The sequence below is a fragment of the Lacrimispora sphenoides JCM 1415 genome (assembly GCF_900105615.1).
Lineage (GTDB): Bacteria > Bacillota > Clostridia > Lachnospirales > Lachnospiraceae > Lacrimispora > Lacrimispora sphenoides.
Window position 1 is genome coordinate 1790627 of the sequence record NZ_LT630003.1, and the last position, 24789, is coordinate 1815415.

The 24789-nt window shown below is 44.5% G+C and carries 24 protein-coding genes; all 24 read right to left on the minus strand.

The window, feature by feature from the left end:
• Window positions 1-70 precede the first annotated feature (70 nt).
• Window positions 71-790 carry a GntR family transcriptional regulator gene (locus BMX69_RS07950; protein ID WP_100042065.1) on the minus strand — a complete coding sequence of 240 codons (720 nt, stop codon included), beginning with the start codon at window positions 788-790 and terminating at the stop codon, window positions 71-73.
• Between the two features lie 3 nt (window positions 791-793).
• The gene (locus BMX69_RS07955) at window positions 794-1699 is read right to left on the minus strand and encodes an ROK family protein (RefSeq protein ID WP_100043796.1); all 906 of its coding nucleotides are present in this window, start codon (window positions 1697-1699) and stop codon (window positions 794-796) included.
• 10 nt (window positions 1700-1709) lie between these two features.
• On the minus strand, window positions 1710-4172 hold the full coding sequence (locus tag BMX69_RS07960; protein WP_100042066.1) for a glycoside hydrolase family 38 N-terminal domain-containing protein: 2463 nt from the start codon (window positions 4170-4172) through the stop codon (window positions 1710-1712).
• A gap of 20 nt (window positions 4173-4192) precedes the next feature.
• Window positions 4193-5008, minus strand: a complete 816-nt coding sequence (locus BMX69_RS07965; protein ID WP_054790718.1) for a carbohydrate ABC transporter permease — start codon at window positions 5006-5008, stop codon at window positions 4193-4195.
• A gap of 14 nt (window positions 5009-5022) precedes the next feature.
• The gene (locus BMX69_RS07970; RefSeq protein ID WP_100042067.1) at window positions 5023-5901 is read right to left on the minus strand and encodes a carbohydrate ABC transporter permease; all 879 of its coding nucleotides are present in this window, start codon (window positions 5899-5901) and stop codon (window positions 5023-5025) included.
• 71 nt (window positions 5902-5972) lie between these two features.
• Window positions 5973-7307, minus strand: coding sequence for an ABC transporter substrate-binding protein (locus tag BMX69_RS07975; RefSeq protein ID WP_054790717.1), 1335 nt, complete (start codon window positions 7305-7307; stop codon window positions 5973-5975).
• Window positions 7308-7657: 350 nt separating this feature from the next.
• On the minus strand, window positions 7658-8902 hold the full coding sequence (locus BMX69_RS07980) for a glutamate-5-semialdehyde dehydrogenase (RefSeq protein WP_100042068.1): 1245 nt from the start codon (window positions 8900-8902) through the stop codon (window positions 7658-7660).
• Window positions 8903-9039: 137 nt separating this feature from the next.
• Window positions 9040-9582 carry a 5-formyltetrahydrofolate cyclo-ligase gene (locus BMX69_RS07985; protein WP_054790715.1) on the minus strand — a complete coding sequence of 181 codons (543 nt, stop codon included), beginning with the start codon at window positions 9580-9582 and terminating at the stop codon, window positions 9040-9042.
• Window positions 9560-9781: a DUF896 domain-containing protein gene (locus BMX69_RS07990; RefSeq protein WP_054790714.1), complete on the minus strand. Its 222-nt coding sequence runs from the start codon at window positions 9779-9781 to the stop codon at window positions 9560-9562. Before BMX69_RS07990 ends, BMX69_RS07985 begins: the two co-directional genes overlap by 23 nt.
• Window positions 9782-9791: 10 nt before the next feature.
• On the minus strand, window positions 9792-10655 hold the full coding sequence (proB, locus tag BMX69_RS07995; RefSeq protein WP_054790758.1) for a glutamate 5-kinase: 864 nt from the start codon (window positions 10653-10655) through the stop codon (window positions 9792-9794).
• A gap of 70 nt (window positions 10656-10725) precedes the next feature.
• On the minus strand, window positions 10726-12321 hold the full coding sequence (locus tag BMX69_RS08000) for an NAD(P)/FAD-dependent oxidoreductase (RefSeq protein ID WP_100042069.1): 1596 nt from the start codon (window positions 12319-12321) through the stop codon (window positions 10726-10728).
• On the minus strand, window positions 12308-13561 hold the full coding sequence (locus tag BMX69_RS08005; protein WP_100042070.1) for a BaiN/RdsA family NAD(P)/FAD-dependent oxidoreductase: 1254 nt from the start codon (window positions 13559-13561) through the stop codon (window positions 12308-12310). The genes BMX69_RS08000 and BMX69_RS08005 overlap by 14 nt, the downstream gene beginning before the upstream one ends.
• 66 nt (window positions 13562-13627) lie before the next feature.
• On the minus strand, window positions 13628-14014 hold the full coding sequence (locus BMX69_RS08010; protein ID WP_054790712.1) for a hypothetical protein: 387 nt from the start codon (window positions 14012-14014) through the stop codon (window positions 13628-13630).
• Window positions 14015-14068: 54 nt separating this feature from the next.
• On the minus strand, window positions 14069-15742 hold the full coding sequence (locus BMX69_RS08015; protein WP_100042071.1) for a putative polysaccharide biosynthesis protein: 1674 nt from the start codon (window positions 15740-15742) through the stop codon (window positions 14069-14071).
• Complete coding sequence (locus BMX69_RS08020; RefSeq protein ID WP_100042072.1) at window positions 15729-16880, minus strand: DUF3048 domain-containing protein; 1152 nt, start codon at window positions 16878-16880, stop codon at window positions 15729-15731. Before BMX69_RS08020 ends, BMX69_RS08015 begins: the two co-directional genes overlap by 14 nt.
• Complete coding sequence (gene ybeY, locus BMX69_RS08025) at window positions 16877-17374, minus strand: rRNA maturation RNase YbeY (protein WP_025233183.1); 498 nt, start codon at window positions 17372-17374, stop codon at window positions 16877-16879. The genes BMX69_RS08020 and ybeY overlap by 4 nt, the downstream gene beginning before the upstream one ends.
• Window positions 17364-18380, minus strand: a complete 1017-nt coding sequence (locus tag BMX69_RS08030) for a PhoH family protein (RefSeq protein WP_025233184.1) — start codon at window positions 18378-18380, stop codon at window positions 17364-17366. Before BMX69_RS08030 ends, ybeY begins: the two co-directional genes overlap by 11 nt.
• Complete coding sequence (gene yqfD / locus BMX69_RS08035; RefSeq protein WP_100042073.1) at window positions 18367-19611, minus strand: sporulation protein YqfD; 1245 nt, start codon at window positions 19609-19611, stop codon at window positions 18367-18369. Before yqfD ends, BMX69_RS08030 begins: the two co-directional genes overlap by 14 nt.
• A 24-nt stretch (window positions 19612-19635) precedes the next feature.
• Complete coding sequence (locus BMX69_RS08040) at window positions 19636-19902, minus strand: YabP/YqfC family sporulation protein (protein WP_025233186.1); 267 nt, start codon at window positions 19900-19902, stop codon at window positions 19636-19638.
• A 160-nt stretch (window positions 19903-20062) separates the two neighbouring features.
• On the minus strand, window positions 20063-20239 hold the full coding sequence (gene rpsU, locus BMX69_RS08045; RefSeq protein WP_008975787.1) for a 30S ribosomal protein S21: 177 nt from the start codon (window positions 20237-20239) through the stop codon (window positions 20063-20065).
• A gap of 138 nt (window positions 20240-20377) precedes the next feature.
• Window positions 20378-22984, minus strand: coding sequence for an alanine--tRNA ligase (gene alaS / locus BMX69_RS08050; RefSeq protein ID WP_242941430.1), 2607 nt, complete (start codon window positions 22982-22984; stop codon window positions 20378-20380).
• 51 nt (window positions 22985-23035) lie between these two features.
• The gene (locus BMX69_RS24405; RefSeq protein ID WP_166433184.1) at window positions 23036-23185 is read right to left on the minus strand and encodes a hypothetical protein; all 150 of its coding nucleotides are present in this window, start codon (window positions 23183-23185) and stop codon (window positions 23036-23038) included.
• 132 nt (window positions 23186-23317) lie between these two features.
• On the minus strand, window positions 23318-24181 hold the full coding sequence (locus BMX69_RS08055) for a lysozyme inhibitor LprI family protein (protein ID WP_100042075.1): 864 nt from the start codon (window positions 24179-24181) through the stop codon (window positions 23318-23320).
• 130 nt (window positions 24182-24311) lie between these two features.
• Window positions 24312-24788, minus strand: a complete 477-nt coding sequence (gene rnhA, locus BMX69_RS08060) for a ribonuclease HI (RefSeq protein ID WP_054790709.1) — start codon at window positions 24786-24788, stop codon at window positions 24312-24314.
• Between the last annotated feature and the right edge of the window lies 1 nt (window position 24789).

Consider the following 24789-nt stretch of genomic DNA (forward strand, 5'->3'; position numbering starts at 1 on the left):
CCTGTATATCCAGTTGTTTTGCAAATGATTTATAACCCCAACGTTGAATGATGCTTTTCTTTTCACCTTCTTATAAATCCACAGAATACTTGTACCGGTTGCCTGGATAATAGCAGTCAGAATATTCAAATATTTCTCCATCTGCTAAAAATGTCTTTCTGATCCTCTTAAATAAAGGCAGCTGAGGATCTACTTTTAAAAAATCCTGGATTTCCTTAGTGGATAACACTGCTTCTAAGGTATCCTGTCCTCTCACAATAATGATTCCATGGGTTTCTTGAAGATATTTATATAAGGATTCCATATAATATTCCTTTTCCATAGGCAGTTCCACGATCTCCTTCAAATACGTTACGGAATAGACCATAGGGATTTTATCCACACATCTCACTCTGGTAAGGCAGTAACATTGCTTCGTCTCAGGAATTCCAAGTACCATGGCTACTTTCTTCCCCGGCCTGACTTTTTCCATTGTACAGTAGGAGGTACTCATGGTGATGTTATGCTGCTTCATTTCGTCTGTAAAGCTGATGACGCTTTTTAAATGTTCGTCAATTTTTTCATATATTACTGTGGTTCCGATTCCCCTGGAACTTTTGATGTACCGGTCCAGTGTCAGCGCAGCCAAAGCCTGTCGTATCGTGACCCGAGATACATTGTACTCTTCCATCAGCATCTTTTCAGTGGGAAAAATATCCCCCTTATTGAATTCCCCATGCTCAATCTGCTTCTTTAATATTGTTTCCAGCTGGGAATATAAGGGCTGCGCCCCTTTTTCGTGATTCAGCATTCTTTACACTCCTTCCTTCATGGAAACAAACAGTCCCAGCATTGCCAGTCCCGATGTATCGTCTTCTATGAAAATCTCGATATTCCTATCCTGGCATTCTTTTTGGATGCCGTCTCCAAAGTAGGCGAAACTTTTTGATATCTGCCCCCCCATAACCAGTGCATCAGGTTTAAACTTATCTAAAAACGGCATCATAGCGTCTTTTAAGTTATCCCCGAATACCTGGAACGTAAGCAGTGCCTTCTCTACTCCCTGAAAGGACCGGTCGTAAAGTTCCTTACCGGAAATACTGCTGCCATAAATTTCACCGGCAAGTGCTGCTAGACCTCTGACGGATACGTAATCATCAATTATTCCGTCACGATAAGGAGTATTGTAAAGCCAGCCATTTTCCGGCACTCCGTCCTTTTCTTCCTTTTGCACCTTTTTTGCTTTTACAAAAGCGGAGCCTGCTCCAGTGCCAATACAAAGACAAATGATTTTTTCCTTATCTGCAGCTTTTCCAAACCTGCTTTCCCCCACAGCAAACGCTTCCACATCATGAAGGAATTGAAACGGAATATCTGTCAGCCAATCCAGACGCTTTTTCAATTGGGGAACGAGAGGAATTCCATAGATGGAATCGTACTTATCTAGCCCCTTCATCAAACTGATTCCATGAACGTAATCGAACGGTCCCGGAAACGCCATGGCTATGCCGGCAATGGGATTTCCCCCGGCCATCTTCTTCATCTGATCGATCAGGAAAGAAAAATTGTCAAAGATAATCCCGCTTTCTTCCTTTGCTAAGGCCGGAAAACTCTCCGGTTCTTTATAAAACATCTGTCCCGTTTGGTTTGCAACCGCGTATTTTATCTGCGTACCGCCTACATCCAGAAGTATATAACTGCATTCCGCCTTCACACTCATCTCTCCTTTGTCAATCTGTATAACAGGCAATCAGGCCCTCGTTTTCCGCCTCACATTCTGCATACATTTCCGCCTCGCCGCATGGCTCATGAACCATCAGCGTATAGAAAAATTCATAAAATCCACCCAGATTCACTTTGAAATTTGTCTCCCAATAGTTGTTCATCACCCAGGAGTAAATCGGGGAACGGTTTCTTCCAATATCCTTGCAATTACATAAGACAATTGGTCTGGCTTCCAGTCCGCCAAGACTAATGAGAGGCGCATCTTTCGTGATAATGGCAAGATTTATGTTGTCTGATTTTAATACTACACCATTCTGTATCAGATAGAAGTCCTGACAGCTTCCCGGCAGCTGATCAATTCCCGGCCGGATTATACAACCTGTTTTATCAAAATAAACCGTTGTGTCTTCTCCGGCAGTAAACGGAAGGGCTACGTATAAGTTTTCTGGCTCCCACACACTTTGTTTATGGACTCTTACCATTACCTCCAGCTTAGGCTGATGCTTATATGCCTTTACCAATACCGTATAGAATCCGGTTCCTTCCAGTTGATAATCCAATTCAATTGCCGCGTAAATCGTTCCGTTTTCCACGATTCTCCGATCCTTTAACATGCTTCTGTATCTTCTGGTAGCTGTGGACTTTCTGTTGCGTCCCATTCTTCTTCTGGTTTCACAGGCGGATTCCGCCATATCCGTCACCTCGTATACACCGGCAAATGCGCCGTCCACACTGTCATTACGGATCAGTTCTGTGTGATCTGCTTTATTTATAATGGAAGTAATTCCCTTTTCTCCGTCTAAAGTAAGAATTAAATGGTCAGTCTCAATCCGGTCTGCATCCACCCTGTTATCCTTTTCTGAAAGCAGGTCCTCAATGCCTTCCGCCCCGATGTGGGCGTGATTTTCAGTTGTCTGATACTTCCGTTCATCAAGAGTAATCATCACCAATTTCTCTTCCTTCGGTTTCAGAACAATTTCGATTTCTATCTGGGTAGCCCTGGCGATCCGTTTAACCTGGCTTGGGACCGTCTGTCCGGTTTCACAATCCACCACCCGGATCGGAATGCTCTCATCATAACGTACACCTTGGATGTACTCCCAGAACTCAATATAAAGGCAGGCTTTTGTGTGAAGCGCTACGTCATGTGGATTGATAATCAAATAGTGCTGAGGCTTATCCTGGCGTATTGTCACTTCCCCTTTGGCTGCCATAATCTGATCTAAATTCTTTGCCACGTGAGTATTGGAGTTAGCCGCATAAGCACCTTTTTTCAGTTCCAGCATCCCTACCAGACTTTCCCACGGTTCAGAAACGCTGGAGGAATACCCCCAGGTATGTTCCGCATACAGCATTTGCTCCTTTGCCGTTTTCTCCATCAGTTTCTGATTTCCAAGCAGGCCATGGGGATCCAGTTTCCTGCAGAGGTCATATTTTCTCATAGCATCCCGGTATACCTTCACCTCAGCCGGTGTTGAGCCGATTCCGTCGGCCCACCAGTCGGTCCAGTCTCCGCGAAAGACGGGGATATCGCTGCAATGATTCCTTACAGCATCGAAGAACTGCTCCAGGGTCACCATGCGGAAAGATATGCGGTCTTTGTATATCTTGTTTAATTCATTGACCCGTCTTGCAATGCCGGCACTGGGCGGTGCATTATCGGTAATTGCTCCAGAAACCATGAACGGTACGATATCGTAGGGATAACCTTCCTCATTGAGATTATCTAGATACCTCTGGATTCTGATCTTTACGATCTTCATCTCGTTCTCGTACGTGTCCTCTGTGTTCTGGTTAAGAATGAAATTCTTCCGGATTCCCGGTGAAAATTCATCGTTTATCATGTACGTTGTTCCCCCATGTGGAGCTAGAAACATCTCATTCCCCAGGTGGTAATGATCTCCGTTCCAGACTAATAGCTGGTTTCCTTTGGGGCTTTCCCAGTAGAACGGAAGTGATTTTTTATAGAGAGGGAACATTCCGTGATGGGGATGGAGGCAGGAGTAAAAATCCCGGATTCCATAATCGTAAAGTGCATCAGCATATCCCCATGCCATTCCGTTGATATCAGCGCACATACCAGCTGTAATCGGATGCCCGATTGCTTTTCCATACTGCTGCGCTTTTTCTATTGCGTGTTCCAGAACCGGCATGCTTACCAGTTCAGTCATGTTTAAATAGTTGCCGCTTAACCCGATTTCGCCGCTTTTTACGTAGGTCTCAAATTTTTTCCTTGTGGCTTTGTCTGCTATTTCATAAAAATTCTCCACCTGCCAGTAATTTTCGCACTGCCATACAAAACCGTCACACCCTGTGATTTCTCCGCTGTGGATTCCATCAAGAATATCCATGGCCTGGCGTATAAAGTCGTAATGGTACCGCATGATCTTATCCTGTCTTTCCGTATAGCCAATATCTGTATGGGAATGCTGTATTAAATAAATATTCCACTTTTTTTCCATATTCATCTTCGTCCTCCTTATTCCTTTTATTTACTGGTGTAAGCCATACCCGCCTCAAAATTATTCTGAAGAAATATGAACAGAATAATGGTTGGTATGGACACCAGTATACAAGCTAAAAACAGTGCCGGTGCATTACCTTTGCTTAACATGGACATGCTTGCCATGACCGGTCTGACATTGGTTGATTTTGTAAAAGTAAGCCCGAACATTAAGTCGTTCCAGGACCAGGTAAACTGTGTAAGGAACAGAATGGATAAAGGTGCCTTTGCCATTGGTACGAAGATGTGTAACAGCGTTTTCCAATCCGATGCCCCATCGATCTTTGCCGATTCGCAGACCTCTTTAGAGATACCAAGGAAAAAGTTGCGAAGGACAAACATACAGAAAGGAATACAGATTGCCGTATAGAACAGTACCATGCCCAGATATGTATCGTAAAGTCCCAGCTTAAAGTATCCTTTGTAAACAGGAATCAAATAAACCTGAAACGGAAAGATTGTTCCGCTGTAGATAAAAAGGAACCAGAACATTTTTCCACGAATCCTTAAATGAGTGAGGGCATAAGCTGCCAGAAGGCCGATAAAAGCGGAAAATCCCGCTCCTAAAACGGCGTATAAAAGGCTGGCTCCTATGGAACTTAATATCCCGCTTTCAATCACAGTTTTTATATTGCCCACCAAATTGAAACCTTCTGGTAGCTGCCAAAAGCTTCCCATGTTATATTCCTGCTTTGTCTTTACGATATTCAGTACTGTAAAGATCAAGGGGGTAATCCACACAAGGCCAAGAACGGACAGTATGGTATTAACAATGACTGTTTTATTTGTTTTCTGTGCCATGATGACCTCCTTGTCTAATCTTCCTTGAAAGTATTCCTGATATTAAAATAGGATACTATGAGGATTACGATAGTAAGTACGACTGCAACCGCAGCGCCAACGCCGAAATTGTTATAAATAAAGGATTCCTCGTACATGGTAAGAGCCAGAGTCTCAGATGTCCTGTATGGACCGCCTTTCGTCATAACCCATATGCCGTCAAATACTTTAAAACTGTTTACAAGGGCCATTAAAAGCACAACGATGATGGTCGGTTTTAAAAGCGGCAGGATCACTTTTGTGTAAAGCTTGATGGAACCTGCACCTTCAATCTTGGCGGCCTCAATGGGAGACGAATCCATGTTCCTGATTCCTGAAATGAACAACAGCATGTTTAGACCGATCCCCTGCCATACGCCGGTCAGGATCATGATAAAGGTATTCACATAAGGAATGGCTAGCCAGTCTCTCGCCAGTTCCGGCTTCCCAAGCCATAGGAAAATCTGAGGAAGTCCATAGGTGGATAAAAGAGTAGCCATGATCAAGCCTCCGACCGTGCCGGAAAGTGCTGTTGGAAAATAGAATATATTTTTAAAGAGAGTTAATGCGGAACTCCTTGTAATCAAAATCGCAAACATTAATGGAACAAGCACTGACGTAACCATGGAAGAAACTACCCAGATGAGAGTATTCATCACTGAAGTCTTGAAATTTTTATCCTGAAACAAATTGATATAATTATCCAGACCTCTAAACGTCACTTTTGAAAAACCATCCCATTCAAAGAAGCTAAGCCGGACCGTATAAAAAATGGATGATACAAAAAAAATACCGATAAAAAGGACTGCCGGAAGTATATATAAATAATCCTTCCAATATATTTTTTTATTCTTTGTTTCTATCGTCCTTGCCATACCAGATGCTCCTTTCTAATAGCAGACTCGGAGAGCGGATGTCCGCTCTCCGGTTCCTGACCTTTTCCTGACTATTTTCCAAATACTTCAGATGCTTTTGCCTGGATTGTATGTAATACATCATCCACATCTGCATCGCCAAGTTCAAACTTCATCAGTTCGTCCAACGCTGTATTACGAATTTCTTCCGGCGTATTTTCGTAGTAGCGGAGGAGCATCTGGTAATTATCTGAATCTGAAGTAAAGGCAAGCGTATCCTGGATGCATTTGTTATCAACCTGTACTTCACTGGTATTTACAAAGTTTGCGACTTCTGTCAGAACCGTCTGATGCTCTTTCTTAAACCAGGACCGCAACACTTCTTTTGCAGTTTCTTTATCTGTGCTGGCCTTGGCGACACATAATGGAGCCACTTCATAGAAGATAACCTTCTTATGATCATTCATGGAAGGAAGGACGAATACACCCACAGTTTCTCCGGCTACCATGCCGTATTCTTTAATCAGGGAACCCACTTCATAGTTTGGCTCCAATTCCATGGCTACGGTACCTTGTGCTAAAGATTTATCCATATCTTGAATCTTCATGGGCATGGTGAAATATCCCTTGTCCAGCATGTCTTTCCAGATGTTCATTACTTTTACTACGTCCGGATCCGTATAGTCTTTTGTTCCGTTACAGATATCCATATAAAGCTGCGGTTCATATGCACCAATTAAGGCCTGGAACCAGATGAAGCCTGCCCATGAGTCGTTTTTCAATGCGATCGGAGTGATGCCGTTGTCCTTTAACGTTTGGCAGACAGCAAGGAACTCATCAAATGTTTGGGGCTCTTCAAGATTAAACTGTTTGAAAATATCCATATTGTAAACCATGGTATTATAGATAACACTATATGGCACCGCATAGACCTTGCCATCCACAGTAAACGCATCTGCCAAGTCCTTTGATACGCCGTTTGGAACAATCACTTCATCCCAAAGGTCTGATAAATCCTCTAGCAAATCATTCTTGGCAAGTGTTTCTAACTGAGGTCCGCTCCACCAGGTAAATAATCCTGGTGCCTTCTTATCGCGGATGGATTGCTGCATGGCTGTCTGATATGCTGCCGTATCCGGATACGCAATCTGTTCTACTTTAATTCCGCTTAATTCCGTAATACTGTTCATGATTTTATCTACATCAGACTTTTCCGAATTGGCAAATTTGTCATTCCAAAATTCAACTTTCATTCCTACTGCTGCGCTTCCCCCTGCCGCTGCTCCTGATGTCTCTGATTTTTCCCCTTCTGTTTTCACCGTCCCGGTGTCAGCGTTCCCTTTTGTACTGCTCCCACATCCGGCCAATGTTCCCATAATCATTGCCGCTGTCAGCGTCGCCGCTACAAACCTCTTAGTTTTTAACATAACGATTGCCTCCTTATTTGCTTATCCTGTGCCACTTGCGCAGGCATGTAAAAGTTATAACATTACAATATACTAATATTATCAATAAATCAATTCATTTCATGCAAATGATACAAGTTTAGTAATTATATTTAATACTTTTTATGCAAAATGCATAAAATTTATTTATAGTAAGTTATAATGGAGGATAAATCAAGTGATTTCAATTATTTTTTCCTTATTTTTATCCAGTAATGCCTCTTTAGATAATACATTTTAATAGGTGATTTACGATTTTTTGCACAATAAAAAACAGGGTGTGCACATTCCTGTAGCATACTCCCTGTTTTTCCTTATATGTTTTAACCTAGCTATGGACGTACGTGGCCATCCCCATATATGATATATTTTGTGGTCGTCAGTTCTTTAAGCCCCATAGGACCTCTTGCATGGAGTTTTTGGGTACTGATCCCGATCTCAGCGCCAAAGCCGAATTCGTATCCATCCGTAAAGCGTGTGGATGCATTGACATAAACGGCTGCTGCATCGATCTCATTTAAAAACTTCTGTGCGTTATTATAATTTGATGTAATGATCGCTTCGGAATGCTTGGTGTTATAACGATTAATGTGGGAAATTGCTTCATCCACAGAGCCAACAATCTTTAAGGACAAAATATAGTCCAGGTATTCACTGCCCCAATCCTCCTCGGTTGCAGGGACAAATCCCTCTGCCATGGTACAGGCTTCTTCATCCGCCCGGATCTCTACCGATTTCTGAGCGAGCCGCTCTTTTAATAAAGGCAGGAACTGAGGGGCAATTGTTCTGTGGATGACCAGGGATTCGCAGGCATTGCATACTCCGATCCTCTGGGTCTTTGCATTAAATATAATATCTAAGGCCATATCAAAATCAGCGGATTCATCGACAAAAATATGGCAGTTTCCGGTTCCTGTTTCAATGACCGGAATGGTACTGTTATCCACAACAGTTTTTATTAATCCAGCGCCTCCTCTTGGGATCAATACATCCACATATTCCCTAAGACGCATGAATTCCTTTGTTACTTCTCTGTCAGTATCAGTGATGAGCTGGATGGCATCCTCCGGAAGGCTGGCATTCCTAAGGCCGGTACGGATCCATTTAACTATGGCCATATTGGATTCCAAAGCATCGCTTCCGCCCTTTAAGATCACAGCATTTCCTGATTTAAAGCAGAGTCCAAAGGCATCGGCGGTCACGTTGGGCCTGGCTTCATATATAATACCTACAACGCCCAAAGGAACGCGCTTCTGGCCGATGGTCATGCCATTGGGGCGTATCTTCATGGAAAGCACTTCTCCCACCGGGTCATCCAGCGCAGCCACGGATAAAAGTCCGTCAGCCATGGCTTCGATTCTTGCAGGAGTCAGTTCCAGGCGGTCAATCAGTCCGGCGTTCATTCCGGAAGCAGCAGCTTTTATTACATCCTCCTGGTTTGCGGCGAGGATTTCCGCTTCTCCTTCCAGCAGGGCTGCTGCCGCTGCCTTTAAGCCTTCATTCTTTCTTGCTGAGCCCTGGATCCCTATAATTCCGGCTGTTTCTTTTGCTTTTTTTCCGATTTCAGTAATCGTCATAAAAGGTTCCTCCAATCTTTTCCTTATGATTGCCCTTAAACTTTGGACTGGGCCCGCCCCGCTCTATCGGGTGTAAAGGGATACCCGAAGGGTGTTCTTAATCAGTATTTCTTTTTTCTTGCTCTTAAGGGAATCCCTTAAGGAATGATAATCCGGTCCATGCGTTTGTCATGTGGTTCCGTAGGAATATGGTCAAAAACCTGGAAGCCGTAGGCTATGGCAATGCGGGGATGGTTTGGTTCTCGTTCAAAGAACCGGTCATAATATCCGCCGCCGTATCCGAGCCGGTTTCCCGACTTATCAAAAGCAACTCCCGGAACAATCACAGGTGCTTCCGGATCATAGATTTTTAAGCAGGTTGGTTTGGGCTCCATAATACCCATGACGCCTTCTTCTAAATCTGCTTTTCCGGAAATGGAATAAAATTCAAGATCCCTTCCAACGACCTTTGGTACTGCTATGTATTTTCCCTGTTTTAATAATGCTTCCATAAACTTCCAGGTACCAGCCTCCTGGCGAAAGGATACATAACAGTATACACAATATGCCCGAAGGATATCATCAAGGCTTAAAAGCTGCTCGCAGATGGCATCGTTCCATAGACTCTCGGTAACCGTTTCCAAGGTCTTTCGCTGCTCCTTTATCAATCGCCTGATATCATTCTTCTCCAACTTTTCCATACTTTTTACCCAAATCCGTTACGGATCCGTCTTCCTCCTGAATGGAAATGTTGTTTAAATTTCCCCGTAAGCTATTGCGGATGGATTCGATATACTCTCTTCGTAAAGCAGCCTGCTCCGCCTGTTCTTCTTCCGATAATCCTGTTGCTTTTGATTTATGATAAAGTGTATTGATTCTGTCGATCTTATCCTGATTCATAGGGTTCTCCTTAATATTCGTGATTAATATAGTCCATTAAGTCAAAGTCATGGTTTGGATGGGCCAGGAACAGGGTTCCTTTTTCTTCGCCTGTTACGATCTGCTCAATGACCTCTACCTGGTCACCGTTTGCAATGACCATATCGGAACCGCTGTCCGTAGCAATACGGGCGGCAGCAAGCTTTGCAGCCATGCCTCCGGTGCCCACATCGCTTCCGGAAGTGGATTTTCCCATATCGAGCAGCTTAGGCGTGATTTCTTTTACCAAGCCGATAAATTCTGCCTTCGGGTTTTGTCTGGGATCATCGGAATAAAGGCCGTCAATATCCGATAATAAAATCAAAAGATCTGCCCCGATCAATGCGGCAACAATGGCGGAAAGCCGGTCATTATCACCAAAATTATCTACCAGAGGAATTTCAGAGGTGGATACGGTATCGTTCTCATTGACAATGGGGATGGTCCCAAGTTTTAAAAGTTCATCAAAGGTGTTCTGGGCATTATAACGGCTGCTGTCATTAACCATAGTATTTTTGGTTAAAAGAACTTGTGCCGCTATTTGATTATATTCAGCAAACAGTTTTTGGTACACCATCATGAGCCTGGCCTGGCCCACGGCGGCGAATGCCTGTTTTTCTGATATGGTAACAGGTCTGGTATGGTACCCAAGAGCCTGACGTCCTGCTGCAATTGCGCCGGAGGAAACTAAAACCACCTGCTTTCCCTGTCCTTTTAAATCGCTGATTACCCGAACCAGCTTTTCAATTTTCATCAGATTCAAATCCCCTGTGTAGGCATGGGTTAAGGATGAGGATCCGATCTTTATCACAATCCTTTTTTTATCCTTTAGTTTCTCTCGTTCTGAGACGTTCATCTTCATTATCATCTGCTTTCTGTATTTCTTTTTGTTTCATATCTTACATCATTTTTGTGGTTTCGTCAATTTATAAAGAAAACCTGTCAAATCTGGAAGCAATGGCTTCCGCCACTTTTAAGCCGTCCATTGCAGCAGAGGTGATCCCTCCAGCATAGCCGGCGCCCTCTCCGCATGGATAGATTCCGTTGATACTGCATTCAAAGGCTTCGTCTCTTGGAATGCGTACCGGTGAAGAGGTTCTGCTTTCCACACCAGCCAGGATGGCGTCCTGCCTGGAAAAACCGTGAATCCGTCGTTCAAAGGATTCCACTCCCTGGATCAGGGATTCTGATAAGTATTCAGGAAGAAAGTCTCTCATGTTGGCAAAATCATATAAACCTTTAAAGGCCGGTTCTACATCGCCAAATGCCTTTGAGGGCTGATTCTTTTTAAAATCCCCGTAAAGCTGGACTGGAATTTTACCGCTGCTGCTTAAAAAGGCTGCTTCTTCCAGCCGTCTTTGATAAGCGATTCCGGCAAGGGGAGTTGCTCCGCCAAAATCCTCTGGTGTTACGGTAACAATCAGAGCACTGTTGGCATTTACGCCATCCCTCTTGTGATAGCTCATACCGTTTACTGCAAGCCTGTGCTCCTCTGAGGAGGCATTGACTACATATCCTCCGGGACACATACAGAAGGAATATACACCTCTTCCGTTTGTACACTGATGGGTCAGCTTGTAATCCGCCGGGCCCAGTATCGGATGGTCTCCAGTTCCATACTGAGAACGGTTTATGTTTTCCTGTGGATGCTGGATTCTTAAGCCCACAGCAAAAGCCTTTGCTTCCATTGGAATGCCTCTTTTATCCAAGACTTCAAACGTGTCCCTGGCGCTGTGTCCGATAGCCAGCACAAGAATTTCTGTGGGAATCTCTTTCTTTTCATCGACCACTACTCCCTGCAGCCTGCCGTTTTTTACGTTAAAATCGGTCACACGGCTGTTAAAACGGACCTCTCCTCCAAGATTTATGATCTCCTCCCTCATTCCTTTCACGATGCCGCTTAAAACATCGGTGCCGATATGAGGCTTATTTACATAGAGAATAGAGGGATCAGCTCCAAATTCCACGAAAAGCTCCAACACCTTCCGGTTCCTCATAAGAGGATCTTTCACAAGGGTATTAAGCTTTCCATCGGAAAAGGTGCCTGCGCCTCCCTCTCCAAACTGTACATTACAATCCGGTTTTAATGTCCCGCCATTCCAGAATAAGTCCACTGCCTCCCTGCGCTTTTCCACGGACTCTCCTCGTTCCAGAAGAAGGGGATGGTATCCGTGTCTTGCCAGCATGAGCCCGCAAAAAAGTCCGGCCGGTCCGGCACCGATGATAACCGGCCGGCTGGTCATTCGTTCAGTACCCGGCTTTGGAAAGGAATATTCTTTTTTCTCTGATATTCCAATATCTCCGCTTTTTGCTTTATGTATCACATACTCTTCTTTTGTAGTTTCCACATCGATGCTGTAAGTAAAATGGATTTCCTCTTTTTTTCTTGCATCAACAGACTGTTTGATTATTTGAATGGAGCGGATTTCCTTTACCGGAATTTTTAGTGTTTTTGCTGCCTTCGCCCATAAGGCCTCTTCTGTGTGATCCACCGGCAGCTTTAATTGATTAATTCTGATCATTACGTTCCTCATTCCTGCCCCGAAGGACAGCCTTTCCTGCACTAGTACCTGCCAGTATGCCGCAAGACCACGCCCACTGAAGGTTATAACCTCCGCAGATGCCGTCCACGTCAAGAATTTCCCCAGCCAGGTAAAGTCCGTTCATTAGTTTTGACTCCATGGTATTAGGGTCCACATCCCTGGTATCAATGCCTCCGCTGCACACCTGAGCCTGATCAAAGGAATTAGTGGCTATGATTTCTGTTTTAAGTCCCTTTAAAGCAGAGGCCAGCTTTTTAATCTGCAGGGTTGTGATATCTTTAACAAAGCCTTTCTCTGGGATCCCGGCTTCCTTTAAAAGAATCCGGGCAAGCTTGTGATTTAATACGCCATTTAAAAATTCTTCCGCCGGCCGGTAACGAAAGCGCGTTGCCCTTTCCGAAAGAAGCTGTCTGGTACTGTTAAAATCCATGGAAGGTAATAAATCCAGCTCTGCCGTCACCTGCCGGCCTGCATCGATTCCCCCGGCAGCAAAACGGCTGACCTGGAAAACCGGAATGCCGGAGATTCCATAATCCGTGAACTGAAGTTCCCCGCGGTCTTCTGCTGCAGTTTTTCCGTCTATTTTGAGCGTCACAGAAGCCTCTGTCCTGACACCGGCTGCCTGTTTGTACCACTTTTCCCTGCACTTTAGCTGTACCAAAGCAGGCAGCGGCTTAATAATGCGGTGCCCCAAAGCCCTCGCCAGCTGATAACCGCTTCCATCGGATCCTGTTTTTGGTGCCGCCATGGAACCTGCCGCTAATATGATGGCATCTGCCTTTTTCTTTCCTTTGGAAGTCATCAGGGTTAAATCCTTCCTTATCTCCTCAACCTGACAGTCAGTGATGATGGAAACGCCCAGATGGTTAAGTTCAAAAAGTAGCGCTTCTAAAACGGAGACAGCTTGTCCGGTATTGGGATAGACATATCCATTCCGGTCTGTAAGTACAAGACCCAGGTCCTGGAAAAATTCCAATGTCTGTTCCACCGTTATGTGATCCAGCACTTTTTTAATAAACTCCTGCTGACCTCCCCGGTAAGCGCCATCAGGGGTCATTCGATTGGTTAAATTGCATTTCCCATTACCGGTGGAAAGAAGTTTTTTTCCCGGTTTGGCTGTATGTTCTAAAACGGTAACAGAAGCACCCTGTCTGGCTGCCTGGATAGCCGCTGCCAGACCGGAAGCTCCTGCTCCTACGATGAATACCTGTTGTTTCATAAAATCCTCCTGTATCCTCAGACAGACTTATTGTATCCAGTTTGCCTCTTCATTTCAAGTATTTCTTTAGCTTGTATAGGATTCCAGGTAATTAAATACCTCGATCATGGAAGAAAACCATATGCCATCCATTAATTTCCCACGCTCTTCCTCGGGAAAGTCAGTGACGGGCATATGGGTATAAAGGCAGATGGTTGTTTTATCCTGGTAGAGGACGAGAAGATATCCGTCCTCTGAGACAAGATAAAATTTTTCTTTGCCTTTTGCATTTACGGTTTCAACCTCTTCCTGGTTTATAACAATCTGCGCTTCCGTTACAGTTTCTGTTTCTATGGTTGCCCCCGGCAGAGCCTCCTCATGCCTTACGCTGTCCTTTGTAATGGCAAATCCAATTCCTAAGCAGATGGCGGATGCCGCTACGAACAAAAGAAAGCAGAACATATACTTCTTCATGAGTTGATACCTCCTTCATGTAAGTATAGTATCTGCCTTCTTCCTGGGTTTTAATCACAAAAGATGGAATTTTCTTGCAATGCGCACCAGCTTCTTCCCTCCGGGAACGCTTAAAAGCTCTGCTTCATCTACACAGCGCAATTTTAAAAGAAGAATTCCATAAACCACCACAGCTATCGCTATAGCGGCAAGAACACTGAATACATTACGCTTTAAGGTCAGATGCACAAGGAAATAGGTGCCGTAAGCAGCCGCTCCCATAACTCCCGATGCAAGGATAGGAATAATAAATGTTTTCTTGATTTCCTGCCTGTAATTTAAAAATCGATTGATTGCGGCTCCGTTTAAGATACACATGGTAAGGGCAAATAGGATGTTGGAGTAAACCACGCTGTAGATTCCCATCCGGAATCCGAAAAGCATGATACACAGGATGATTACATGAAGGATCAGGGAAATGATCGCATTCTTTAAAGGGGTCTGCATCCGGTTGATCCCCTGTAATACTCCATTGGTCACTGTGGAAAGGGAGAAAAACATGACTGCCACAGATCCGTACATCATCATCTTAATAAGAGACGAGTTGTCATTCCTACTGAATAACAGGTTGCAGATAGGTCCTGCCAGTACGGTAAGGCCGACCGTAGCCGGTATGGCGATGAGCATGGAAAAACGAATCACCATGGAAACCTTGCTTTTTAACTGTCCTCTCTGACCTTCTGCCATTGCTCTTGAAAGGGATGGGATAAGGGCGGAGGAAAGGGAATTGGCAATTGCCACCGGAATGTTAAAGAGAAGCTGGTACTTCCCGATTACGCCCCAGTTGGAAGCAATCTCCGAAGCGCCCATGCCCATAGCCGTCATGCCGTTTCCATAGATGCTGTTGTCAATCACTGTACTGATGTTATAAGCCACGCTGCTTAAAACAATGGGAAAGACTGTCATGAAAAGAACGCCGGAAAGTTCTCCATAGGATTCCCGACGCCTTGTCCTGTCCCTTCTTGCCTGTTTTCTCATAATTGGCCTGTAGCTCAATAAAATAAACAGGAGAAACAGCAGGGCAGCCACAGCTCCTGCTCCTGTACCAATCGTTCCTCCCGCTGCTCCAAGAGCAAAGGAGTATTCCGTTGATCCGTGAACCAGATTGGACTTAAGCCCTGCCTGAAACAGCCTGGAAGCTGCGTATACACTAATAATTGCATTGACGATCTGTTCAAGTACCTGGGATATGGCTGTTGGAAGCATGGTCCCAATCCCCTGGAAATAGCCCCGAAATACGCCCAGATAGGCAATCACCCAAATGGTGGGGGCAAGTGTCTTTAAGGCATAAAAGGTATAAGGCATCTTTAAAAAATGGCTGGCAAACAGATCCGCTCCAAACCAAAGCACAGCAGCTCCCAGTCCTCCTACAACCGTACCGTAAAACAGGGAAACCTTTAACACCCTTATGGAATTGCAGTACTCCTTTCTCGCCAGCCTTGTGGCAATCATCTTTGATACTGCCGTAGGCAGGCTGTAAGATGATACAATCAAAAGGAGGGAATAAATGGAATAGGCAGAGCTATAATATCCATTTCCTTCATTCCCTAAAATATCCGCCAAAGGGATGCGGTAAAACATTCCAATGATCCGTACGATGATGCCTGCCACCGCAAGGATAACTCCCTGGATCAGGAAATTGGAAGATCCCCTTTTTACCTGTTTTTTACTTGTCCTATTCTTTTCCATATAACTTTACATTGGGAGAATCCTGTGCGGAAATAATGCATACCCAGGTTTTTCCCTGGTTCAGGATAATCTCGTTATTCTCCATGTCGTAATAATGTGTTGGGCCGAATTCTCCGTCTTTGCTCCATTTAATGGGGATGGAACGGCCTTCTGTCACGTAACAGCCATAAGAGTCATCCTGTACGTTGATGTTTAAATATTCTGTCGTTGCATAATGGGCGGAAGGACAGTACTGAAGGATGATATTCTTAACCTTGATCTGGCCTTCATTTCCCTTGTGGGGAGCCCCGTACTGAAACCGGTAATAAAGCCCGTCCTCTTCATGGTACTCAAACCACGGCTTGTTGAACACATAGCCTGGATAGACCTTATAGGCATCGCCCACGCCATTTGCTCCTTCAAGAGTCACCTTCCTTCCATCTTTCGCAAAACGGTAATGACCGCGGTAGGACGGGTCGTAGCTTTCTGAGTATCCCAACTGAAGGATGGATTTGTTTAACCTTTCTCCGCTGGTATATGCATTGTGGGGAGTTTTCCGGTCTTTGGTACGGAAATATGCCACCGTACCGATGCCGTTAAGCCCGTTGATGTTATCCACATTGGCCAGATAAGGCTTTGCAAAGGTGCTCTGCCCGTAATGAGCATAGATCGCATCAAACTCGCGGGCAAAATATGTATAATAGGTGCGGCAGCTCCTGACGGAGCCGATCCGGTCCAGATCATCATAATTTTCCAAAATAGCCATATAACGGTTCATCCCACCTTCTGCCGGTGCTTCATAGACCACTCCGGCACGGTTGATTCCGTATTGAGGAAGAGCTTCTTTGTCATTGCTCATCATCACTGCCACCGGCCTCCGGTTTCCGATAGCGGAATCCACCATCTCCCCCGTAAGGTAGCTGCGTATCTTACCATCTTTTTCGGTACGTTCTTCAAAGGTATAGTATTCACCGGAATTCGCTTCTGTCCCATCGTCTGCTGACTCACTGCTGTTTATTTTAATTTCTTTTGTTTCCGCCTGGCCGGTTTCCACCGATTGATCCGGAATCCATACCTTTTCATATTTTTTACCGCAGCCGGATAAAAAAGCGGCAGACAGCATGACGCCAGCGAATCCCAACCATACCTTTTTCATCATCTCGTATATCCTCCCCGGCGTAAGATTTCCTCTTGCTTCCTTTCCATGATCTCCCGTTCATCCTCTTCCATGTGATCATATCCGCATAGATGAAGCATGCTGTGAGCGACTAAAAAGGCAAGCTCCCTTGTTTGGGAATGGCCGTATTTTTCAGCTTGTTCTTCCACCTTATCGATAGATATGACTATATCTCCCAGCAACAGCTCCCCTGTTTCCGGATGAAAGCAGTCGTCCGCCGCTTCTTCTAAATGTTCAAAATCCGAAGGCCTTTCATATTCAATCATGGGAAAGGAAAGAACATCTGTAGGGTTGTCTATCTTACGGTATTCGTTATTGATCTGGCGGATATCCTCATTGTCGGTAATGAGGACATTGACCTCTGCCTCATATGGGCAGTCTTCATAATCCAGTGAATCTTCCACTACCCTTGTAATGATATCTTCGTATGGGATATCCAGCTTTTTTTCGGCCTCATATTCAATATTAATCGTCATAACGCGCCTTTCTGCCGCCAATGGCTTTTGTCTTTCGTTCCACTGGCTTTTTCTTCGACTCATAATCGTCGTAAGCCTGTACGATTTTCTGCACCAGAGGATGACGAACCACGTCGCTGCTGGTTAGATGGCAGAAACCGATGTCGTCAATTCTCTTTAATATTTTCATGGCCGTATCAAGTCCTGATAAACTTCCAGTAGGAAGATCCTTTTGTGTTAAGTCACCAGTTACAATTACCTTTGATCCAAAGCCGATTCTGGTGAGGAACATCTTCATCTGGGCCGGAGTGGTGTTCTGGGCTTCGTCAAGAATAATATAGGCATTGTCCAGGGTACGGCCTCTCATATAAGCCAGAGGTGCTACTTCTATCAGGCCTTTCTCCGCATTGTGAAGATAGCTCTCTGCTCCCATAATCTGATAGAGTGCATCATATAAAGGCCTTAAATAAGGATCTATTTTGCTTTGTAAATCTCCCGGGAGAAATCCTAGCTTTTCTCCTGCCTCAATAGCAGGTCTGGTCAGAATGATCCGGTTTACCTCTCCGTTTTTAAAAGCCTGGATTGCCATGGCCATGGCAAGATAGGTTTTTCCAGTTCCTGCAGGACCGATTCCGAATACGATCATCTTCTTTCTGATCTGGTCCACATACTGCTTTTGTCCGAGGGTCTTTGGCTTTACCGGCCTTCCCGTAATGGTTCTGCAGATAATGTCCTTGTCGATTTCTAAAATCTGACTGTCGCTTTCAGAAAATGACAAAGAAAGGGCATAATCTACATTTTGTTCTGTGATGGAATTTCCCCGTTTGGAAAGCTCAATCAGATTACTAAATACACTCTTTGCTTTCTGCACCATTTGCTCTGATCCAATGATCTTAAGGGCGCCATCGCGTCCAATCATGGTAACATGCAGGGTCCGTTCTATTTTCTTTAGATAGCTGTCAAACTGTCCGCATACATTTTTTTCGTGTTCAGCTGGAATGTCTATGATTGTCTCAATTACGCTCATTTGAATGATTTGTCTCCTCCGGTTCCTCTGATCTTTGTATCTTCAACGCCTCCCGCCTTCCTAAAGGCTCCTCTACCACGAAATCCATGGCAACCTGGCATAAAGATTCATTATCTAGTATTTTAACATGATTTTCCAGAATTTGTACCCCTTTTTCTATTAAATTTTTTTTGTACCTTTCGTTGATATCCTCAGACAGCAGCTTTTTCTCTTCTTCTGTATAGGGGCGCTCGTAGGATATATACTCTTTCCCTGTTATTTTGCCAAAGTAAATGGGAAGATAAAAATTCTGGAATAAATGAAGCTGCTCTTCTTCCATGGTCCTTTTCCAGGAAGTTCCCTCAGGCCGGGGACGGATAAGCATGAAGGAAAAGCGGAAAGCCTTCATATAGTATCCATTCCTCTCTTTCCCTGTTTCTACGTCGATTTTCCGAAAAAGAGGCATCTGTCTGGTAAAATGATATTCTGTCCTGGCTGTTATATCCGCATCAGAGCGTATAAAGTGGGTATTTATCACTGTTTCGCTGTCGTCGATAATGGGAAGGGCGCCGCTGACCAGTATCTGTCCTTCTTCTACCGTATCACCTATGGCTGCCATTGGAACGCCGCTGCGAACGATCATGGAGGTGATTACACCGCCTTTTTCCGCTATGATGTCACAGGGAGTTTCATCCTTTACAGGAATCTCCGACAACACTTCATTTTCTTTTATTTTAACCAAAAGGCGGGTTCCTGATACCCTTGCCGATACCCAGGTTATTTCAGGAAACTTGGTTCGAAAAGATTCTTCCAGAACATCACAATCAATTTTTGATTTTTTCATACCATATCGGATTTCTTCCGATTCGCAGAATTTTAAAAGAGTGTCGTATGTATACATCCGGTTCCCGTCAAATTCAATGTCCCAGATAAACAGGGAAAGGGAATAGAGGATCAAAAAAAAGCTGATGAACCCGGCTGCATATAGTTTCCGTTTTTTGTTCCGATGTAAAAAAAAAGGAAGTCCAAACTTTTTTAAAATCCTAAGTCTGACCTTCGATTTACGCACAAGGGGCTTCACCTTACGGAACCCTTGTACCGTCATGAAAAGCTGATAGGAATGTCCGCAATTTACGACTTTCCACAATTCAATTTCATGTACGTTGCACATGTTAAGAAAACGTTCCGGGGAAAAACCGGTCATTTCTATAGAAAGATAACCGAATAAATAATGATTCAGCCATGCGAGCATTTTATTTCACCTCCAGTACCCTTTTTATTCAAATTCCAGGGATTTTATATAACCGTTGATTTTCATCTCCTCATTGGTGTAGTATTCAATCATCAGCCTGCTACCGCCAATGATCACCCGACAGTTTTTTGCCTGAAGTTTGATGGAACAGTCTGTATACAGGATAATGCTTCGGTAATTTTCTATTACAACGCTATGACGTCCAAGAAAAGATACAAGCACTTCTCCCAGAACCACGTCCTTCGGGAGTTTTAAGGCGGAAGCTGCTTTTTCCTTTGATTCCTCAAACATAATCCCTTTTCTGCCCCTCTCTTTTTATTTTTGCAAATCAATTTGGGGATTTAACCCCTTTATACTATATGCAAAAAAGATGCGGAACATTCTACGGCATTAAAAGTCGAAAAAACCCCTGGTCACATAGAAATGGGACCAGGGGCTCATCTTTTAACTATTAGTTATATTTACGTTTTCTTGCAGCTTCAGACTTTTTCTTGCGTCTAACGCTTGGTTTCTCGTAATGCTCTCTCTTACGAATTTCCTGCTGGATACCTGCTTTTGCACAGTTTCTTTTGAATCTGCGTAAAGCACTATCTAAGGTCTCGTTGTCTTTAACGATAACATTTGACATAGCTCACACCTAACCTCCCTCCAGTTGTGTACTTGTGCATAATACAACTGTTTGGGTATTTTATAGCACTGATATGATTATAGCATAATTTTGCCATTCGTCAAGAAAAATTTTATATTTTTCTTAATGTTTCCCTGATTAATTCAGCTGTTCTGCAACAACTTCCGCAACTTTTTCAAGGCATGCATCCACTCCTGCCGGATTCTTTCCGCCTGCCTGAGCCATATTCGGACGACCGCCGCCGCCTCCTCCGACTAAGGAAGCAATGGCTTTGATCAAGTTGCCTGCATGAGCTCCCTTCTTCTGTGCGTCCTCCGTCACAGTAGCCATCAGATTTACTTTATCATCCTGTACAGAGGCGATTACAATGACTCCATCGCCTATCTTATCTTTCAGCTGGTCGCCCAGATTGCGGAGTCCATTCATATCCACATCAAGCACCTTTGTGGCAAGAACCTTAACTCCCTTAATCTCTTTCACCTGATCCATTACATTACCAAGAGAGTCTTTTGCAAGTTTGCTTTTTAACTTTTCATTCTCAGAATGCAGGGCTTTTATTTCTTCTAAAAGGGACTCAATTTTTGCCGTCAGGGAGGATGGTGTTGTCTTGACAGCCTTTGCTGCTTCAAGAAGCTCTTTTTCTGTTTCCTGATAATAATGCATCAGGCCGTCTCCGGTCAGGGCTTCGATTCTCCGGACTCCGGCTGCGATACCGGTTTCAGACAGGATCTTAAAAGAGCCGATCACTCCCGTATTGTTAATATGGGTGCCGCCGCAAAGCTCTGTGGAAAAGTCTCCCATTTTCACAACGCGGACCGTATCGCCGTATTTTTCCCCAAACAGTGCCATAGCACCTGATTTTTTGGCTTCCTCTAAAGACATGATTTCCGTTTTTACAGGAAGAGATTCCTTGATTTTCTCATTTACCAGGGTTTCCACCTGTTGGATTTCCTCAAGTGTCATGGCTGAGAAATGAGTAAAGTCGAAACGCAGCCTGTCTCCGTCAACTAAGGAACCGGCCTGCTCTACATGATTGCCCAGAACTGCTCTTAAGGCTTTCTGGAGAAGATGGGTTGCACTGTGGTTTTTTCCCGTATTCTGGCGGTTATTTTCACAAACCTTTAAGGTAACCACATCTCCTGTCTGCAGCATTCCCTTTATCATTCTGCCCACATGGCCCACTTTTCCACCCTGTAAATGGATGGTATCTTCCACCTTAAATTCGCCCATATCACTTACGATTCTGCCTACATCGCCCTGCTGGCCTCCCATGGTTCCGTAAAATACGGTCTGTTCCGTCACAATGGTTCCGGTCTCTCCGTCGGTAAGCGCCTCCACTAAGTCTGTTTCCGAAGTGAGAACAAGGATTTTGGAATCACAAACCAGCTTATCATAGCCGATAAACTCCGTTGTAATGGCAGGATCAATGGACTGGTAGACAGTGACATCAGCCCCCATGTAATTGGTGGTCTTTCTGGCATTTCTGGCTGTTTCCCTCTGCTTTTGCATAGCAGCTTTAAAGCCGTCTTCATCCACACTGAAATTCTTTTCTTCCAGAATCTCCAGAGTCAGATCCAGAGGGAATCCGTAGGTATCATATAATTTGAAAGCATTCTCACCGGAAAGGATGGTGATCTTCTCTTTTATCATCTCCTCTTCCAGCTCGCCAAGTATTGCTAGGCCCTGGTCAATGGTCTTGTTAAACTTGTCTTCCTCCTGGGTCAGAACTTTTAGAATCATAGCTTTCTTTTCTTCCAGTTCCGGATATCCATCCTTAGATAAGTCAATCACGGTGGCGGACAAGTCTGCAAGGAACTTTCCTTCGATTCCCAGAAGTCTTCCATGGCGGGCAGCTCTTCTTAAGAGGCGGCGGAGAACATAGCCCCGTCCCTCATTGGAGGGCATAATGCCATCGGATATCATAAAGGTACAGGACCGGACGTGATCTGTGATCAGCCGAAGGGATACATCCACATCAGGATCCTTCTTGTATTCTGTCCGGGCCAGTTCAGCCACACGGTTTAAAAGAGCTTTAATGGTATCTATATCAAAAATGGAATCTACATCCTGAACAACTACGGCCAGACGTTCCAGTCCCATGCCGGTATCAATGTTCTTCTGCTGTAATTCCTCATAGTTTCCATGGCCGTCATTTTCAAACTGTGTAAATACATTATTCCATACTTCCATATAACGGTCGCATTCACAGCCAACGGTACAGTCTGGCTTGCCGCAGCCGTACTTCTCTCCCCTGTCGTAGTAAATCTCAGAACAGGGGCCGCAGGGACCTGCGCCGTGCTCCCAGAAATTGTCTGCCTTTCCCAAGCGGAAAATACGCTCGGGCGCAATGCCGATTTTCTTATTCCAGATTTCGAAGGCCTCATCATCTTCCAGATATACGGAGGGATACAGCCTGTCCGGGTCAAGGCCGACTACCTGGGTCAGAAATTCCCATGACCAGTGAATCGCCTCATCCTTAAAATAATCCCCAAAGGAAAAGTTTCCCAGCATCTCAAAGAATGTGCCGTGGCGGGCTGTCTTGCCAACGTTCTCAATATCTCCTGTCCGGATACACTTCTGACAGGTAGTCACCCTTTTTCTTGGCGGGATTTCCTGGCCTGTAAAATATGGCTTAAGGGGAGCCATGCCCGAGTTGATTAACAACAAGCTGTTATCATTATGCGGAACCAGGGAGAAGCTTTTCATCGCCAGATGTCCCTTACTCTCAAAAAATTCAAGGAACATTCTCCTCAGTTCATTCACACCGTAGTTCTTCACGTTACTGTCCTCCGTTTGCTATTTTGTCTCTTTCGTCGCATTGCCGCTGTTTACGGCATCTTTATGGTCTCTGTATTTCTTGCCGCATACGATACCGCCCCATGCAAGAAACAGGAAGAACAGAAATTTTATTGCGGTCTCCAGTAAACTTGCAAATATTGCTGTCATATTTTTTTCCTCCCGAAAATTCATATAGTATCACTCATTTTACTATCCTATCATATGGGATTTTATTTATCAAGATGTTGGTATGTAAATTTTTTCTCTCAAAATAAAAAAGTACGGTAAAAACCGTACTTTTTACTGATCATCTTTTAAAGAGAGAACATCCATGTATTCTGTTACCAGATCATAGGCCCGCGCCCTCGTGGACTCTGCCATGGAAGCAGTGTACTCAACCTCTTCCAGGCTTCCGCCGCTGTATTTTTTTGCGGCCTCCTCTGCCTTTGCATCCCTGCTTTTGATCCATGCCTGCTGTGAAGTTTCAAGGGTTTCCTTATCTTCGTCAGCCAACCCTTCTATAATAGCGGTATAAATCGCATTCTGTTCCCTGTTCCACAGCTTAAATTCTTTATCTACCAGGGCTTTCATGGAATAGGTATTGGAATCTCCTGATTCCTCCCGCATCTTTTTGATCTGGGCATCCAGTTCCAGCAAATGCTTTTGATAATAGGCTGCCCCCTCCGCAGGAGCGGCTGCATACGCCTGCCGGCTTTTTAAATCCGGACTTATGGGTGAAATTACGGTTTCCTCTATGGAAGCCTCGTTAGAGTTTTCCTCTGCCTGGGGAACCGGTTCTGCCTGGTCAGAAACTGCAGCACTTTTCATCCGAAGTTCGGCATCTGCCGGCTGGGATCTGTTCTCCGCTGCGGTTTCAGTATTGGGGGTGGCCGCCGGACCGGCTTTTCTCATCTTTGATTCCTCTGCAGAAGCAGGCGCTTCCTGGGGAGCCGCCATATCCGCTGAAAACAATTCCGGCGTTCCGCCATAGCCTTTTGCCTCTGCTTGGTCATCCGGAATTTCGGAGTTTGAAAGCCCAGTGATTCCCAAAGGATCCGAAACATTTTCCTTGCTTTTTATAAACGTGGATGTGGCAAGGGTTATGAGGATCCCGATGACCAGAATGCTTCCAATTACAATCCAAATTCCTCTATTTTTATCCATGAAATATCATCCTAACCTATTTGATGAAAATAACATAGCACAAATAAAAAAGAAAGAAAATAGGAATTCGCAATTAGTAAGACATTGTAAGAGATATGTAAGTTTTTGGCATTTTCCAATGCTTGCCATATCATATCCCTTCGTCGACCTGCAGATCATCTCCATCTGCAGCGCTTGTGGCCAGCACGTCACACCGCTCATTCTGAGGGTGGCCGGCATGTCCCTTTACCCAGTGAAAAGTCACCTGATGAGGTTCTATGGCCTTTAACAGCCTTTCCCATAGGTCAATGTTCTTTACAGGGCCGCTTTTGCCCCTCTTCCAGTTGTTTTTTACCCAATTCTCAATCCAATGCTGATTAAATGCGTCTGTCACATATTTGGAATCAGAGTATAGATCTACCTGACATGGCCTGGTTAACGCTTCCAGACCTGCAATGGCCGCCATAAGTTCCATACGGTTGTTGGTGGTTTTTACATATCCCCCTGACATGGTTTTTTCGTGGAGCTGCCCTTTGGAATCAGTAAATTGCAAAACCGCGCCATAGCCTCCTGGCCCGTCAGGGTTTCCTCTTGCAGCTCCGTCGGTAAATAATTGTACTTTCGTCACT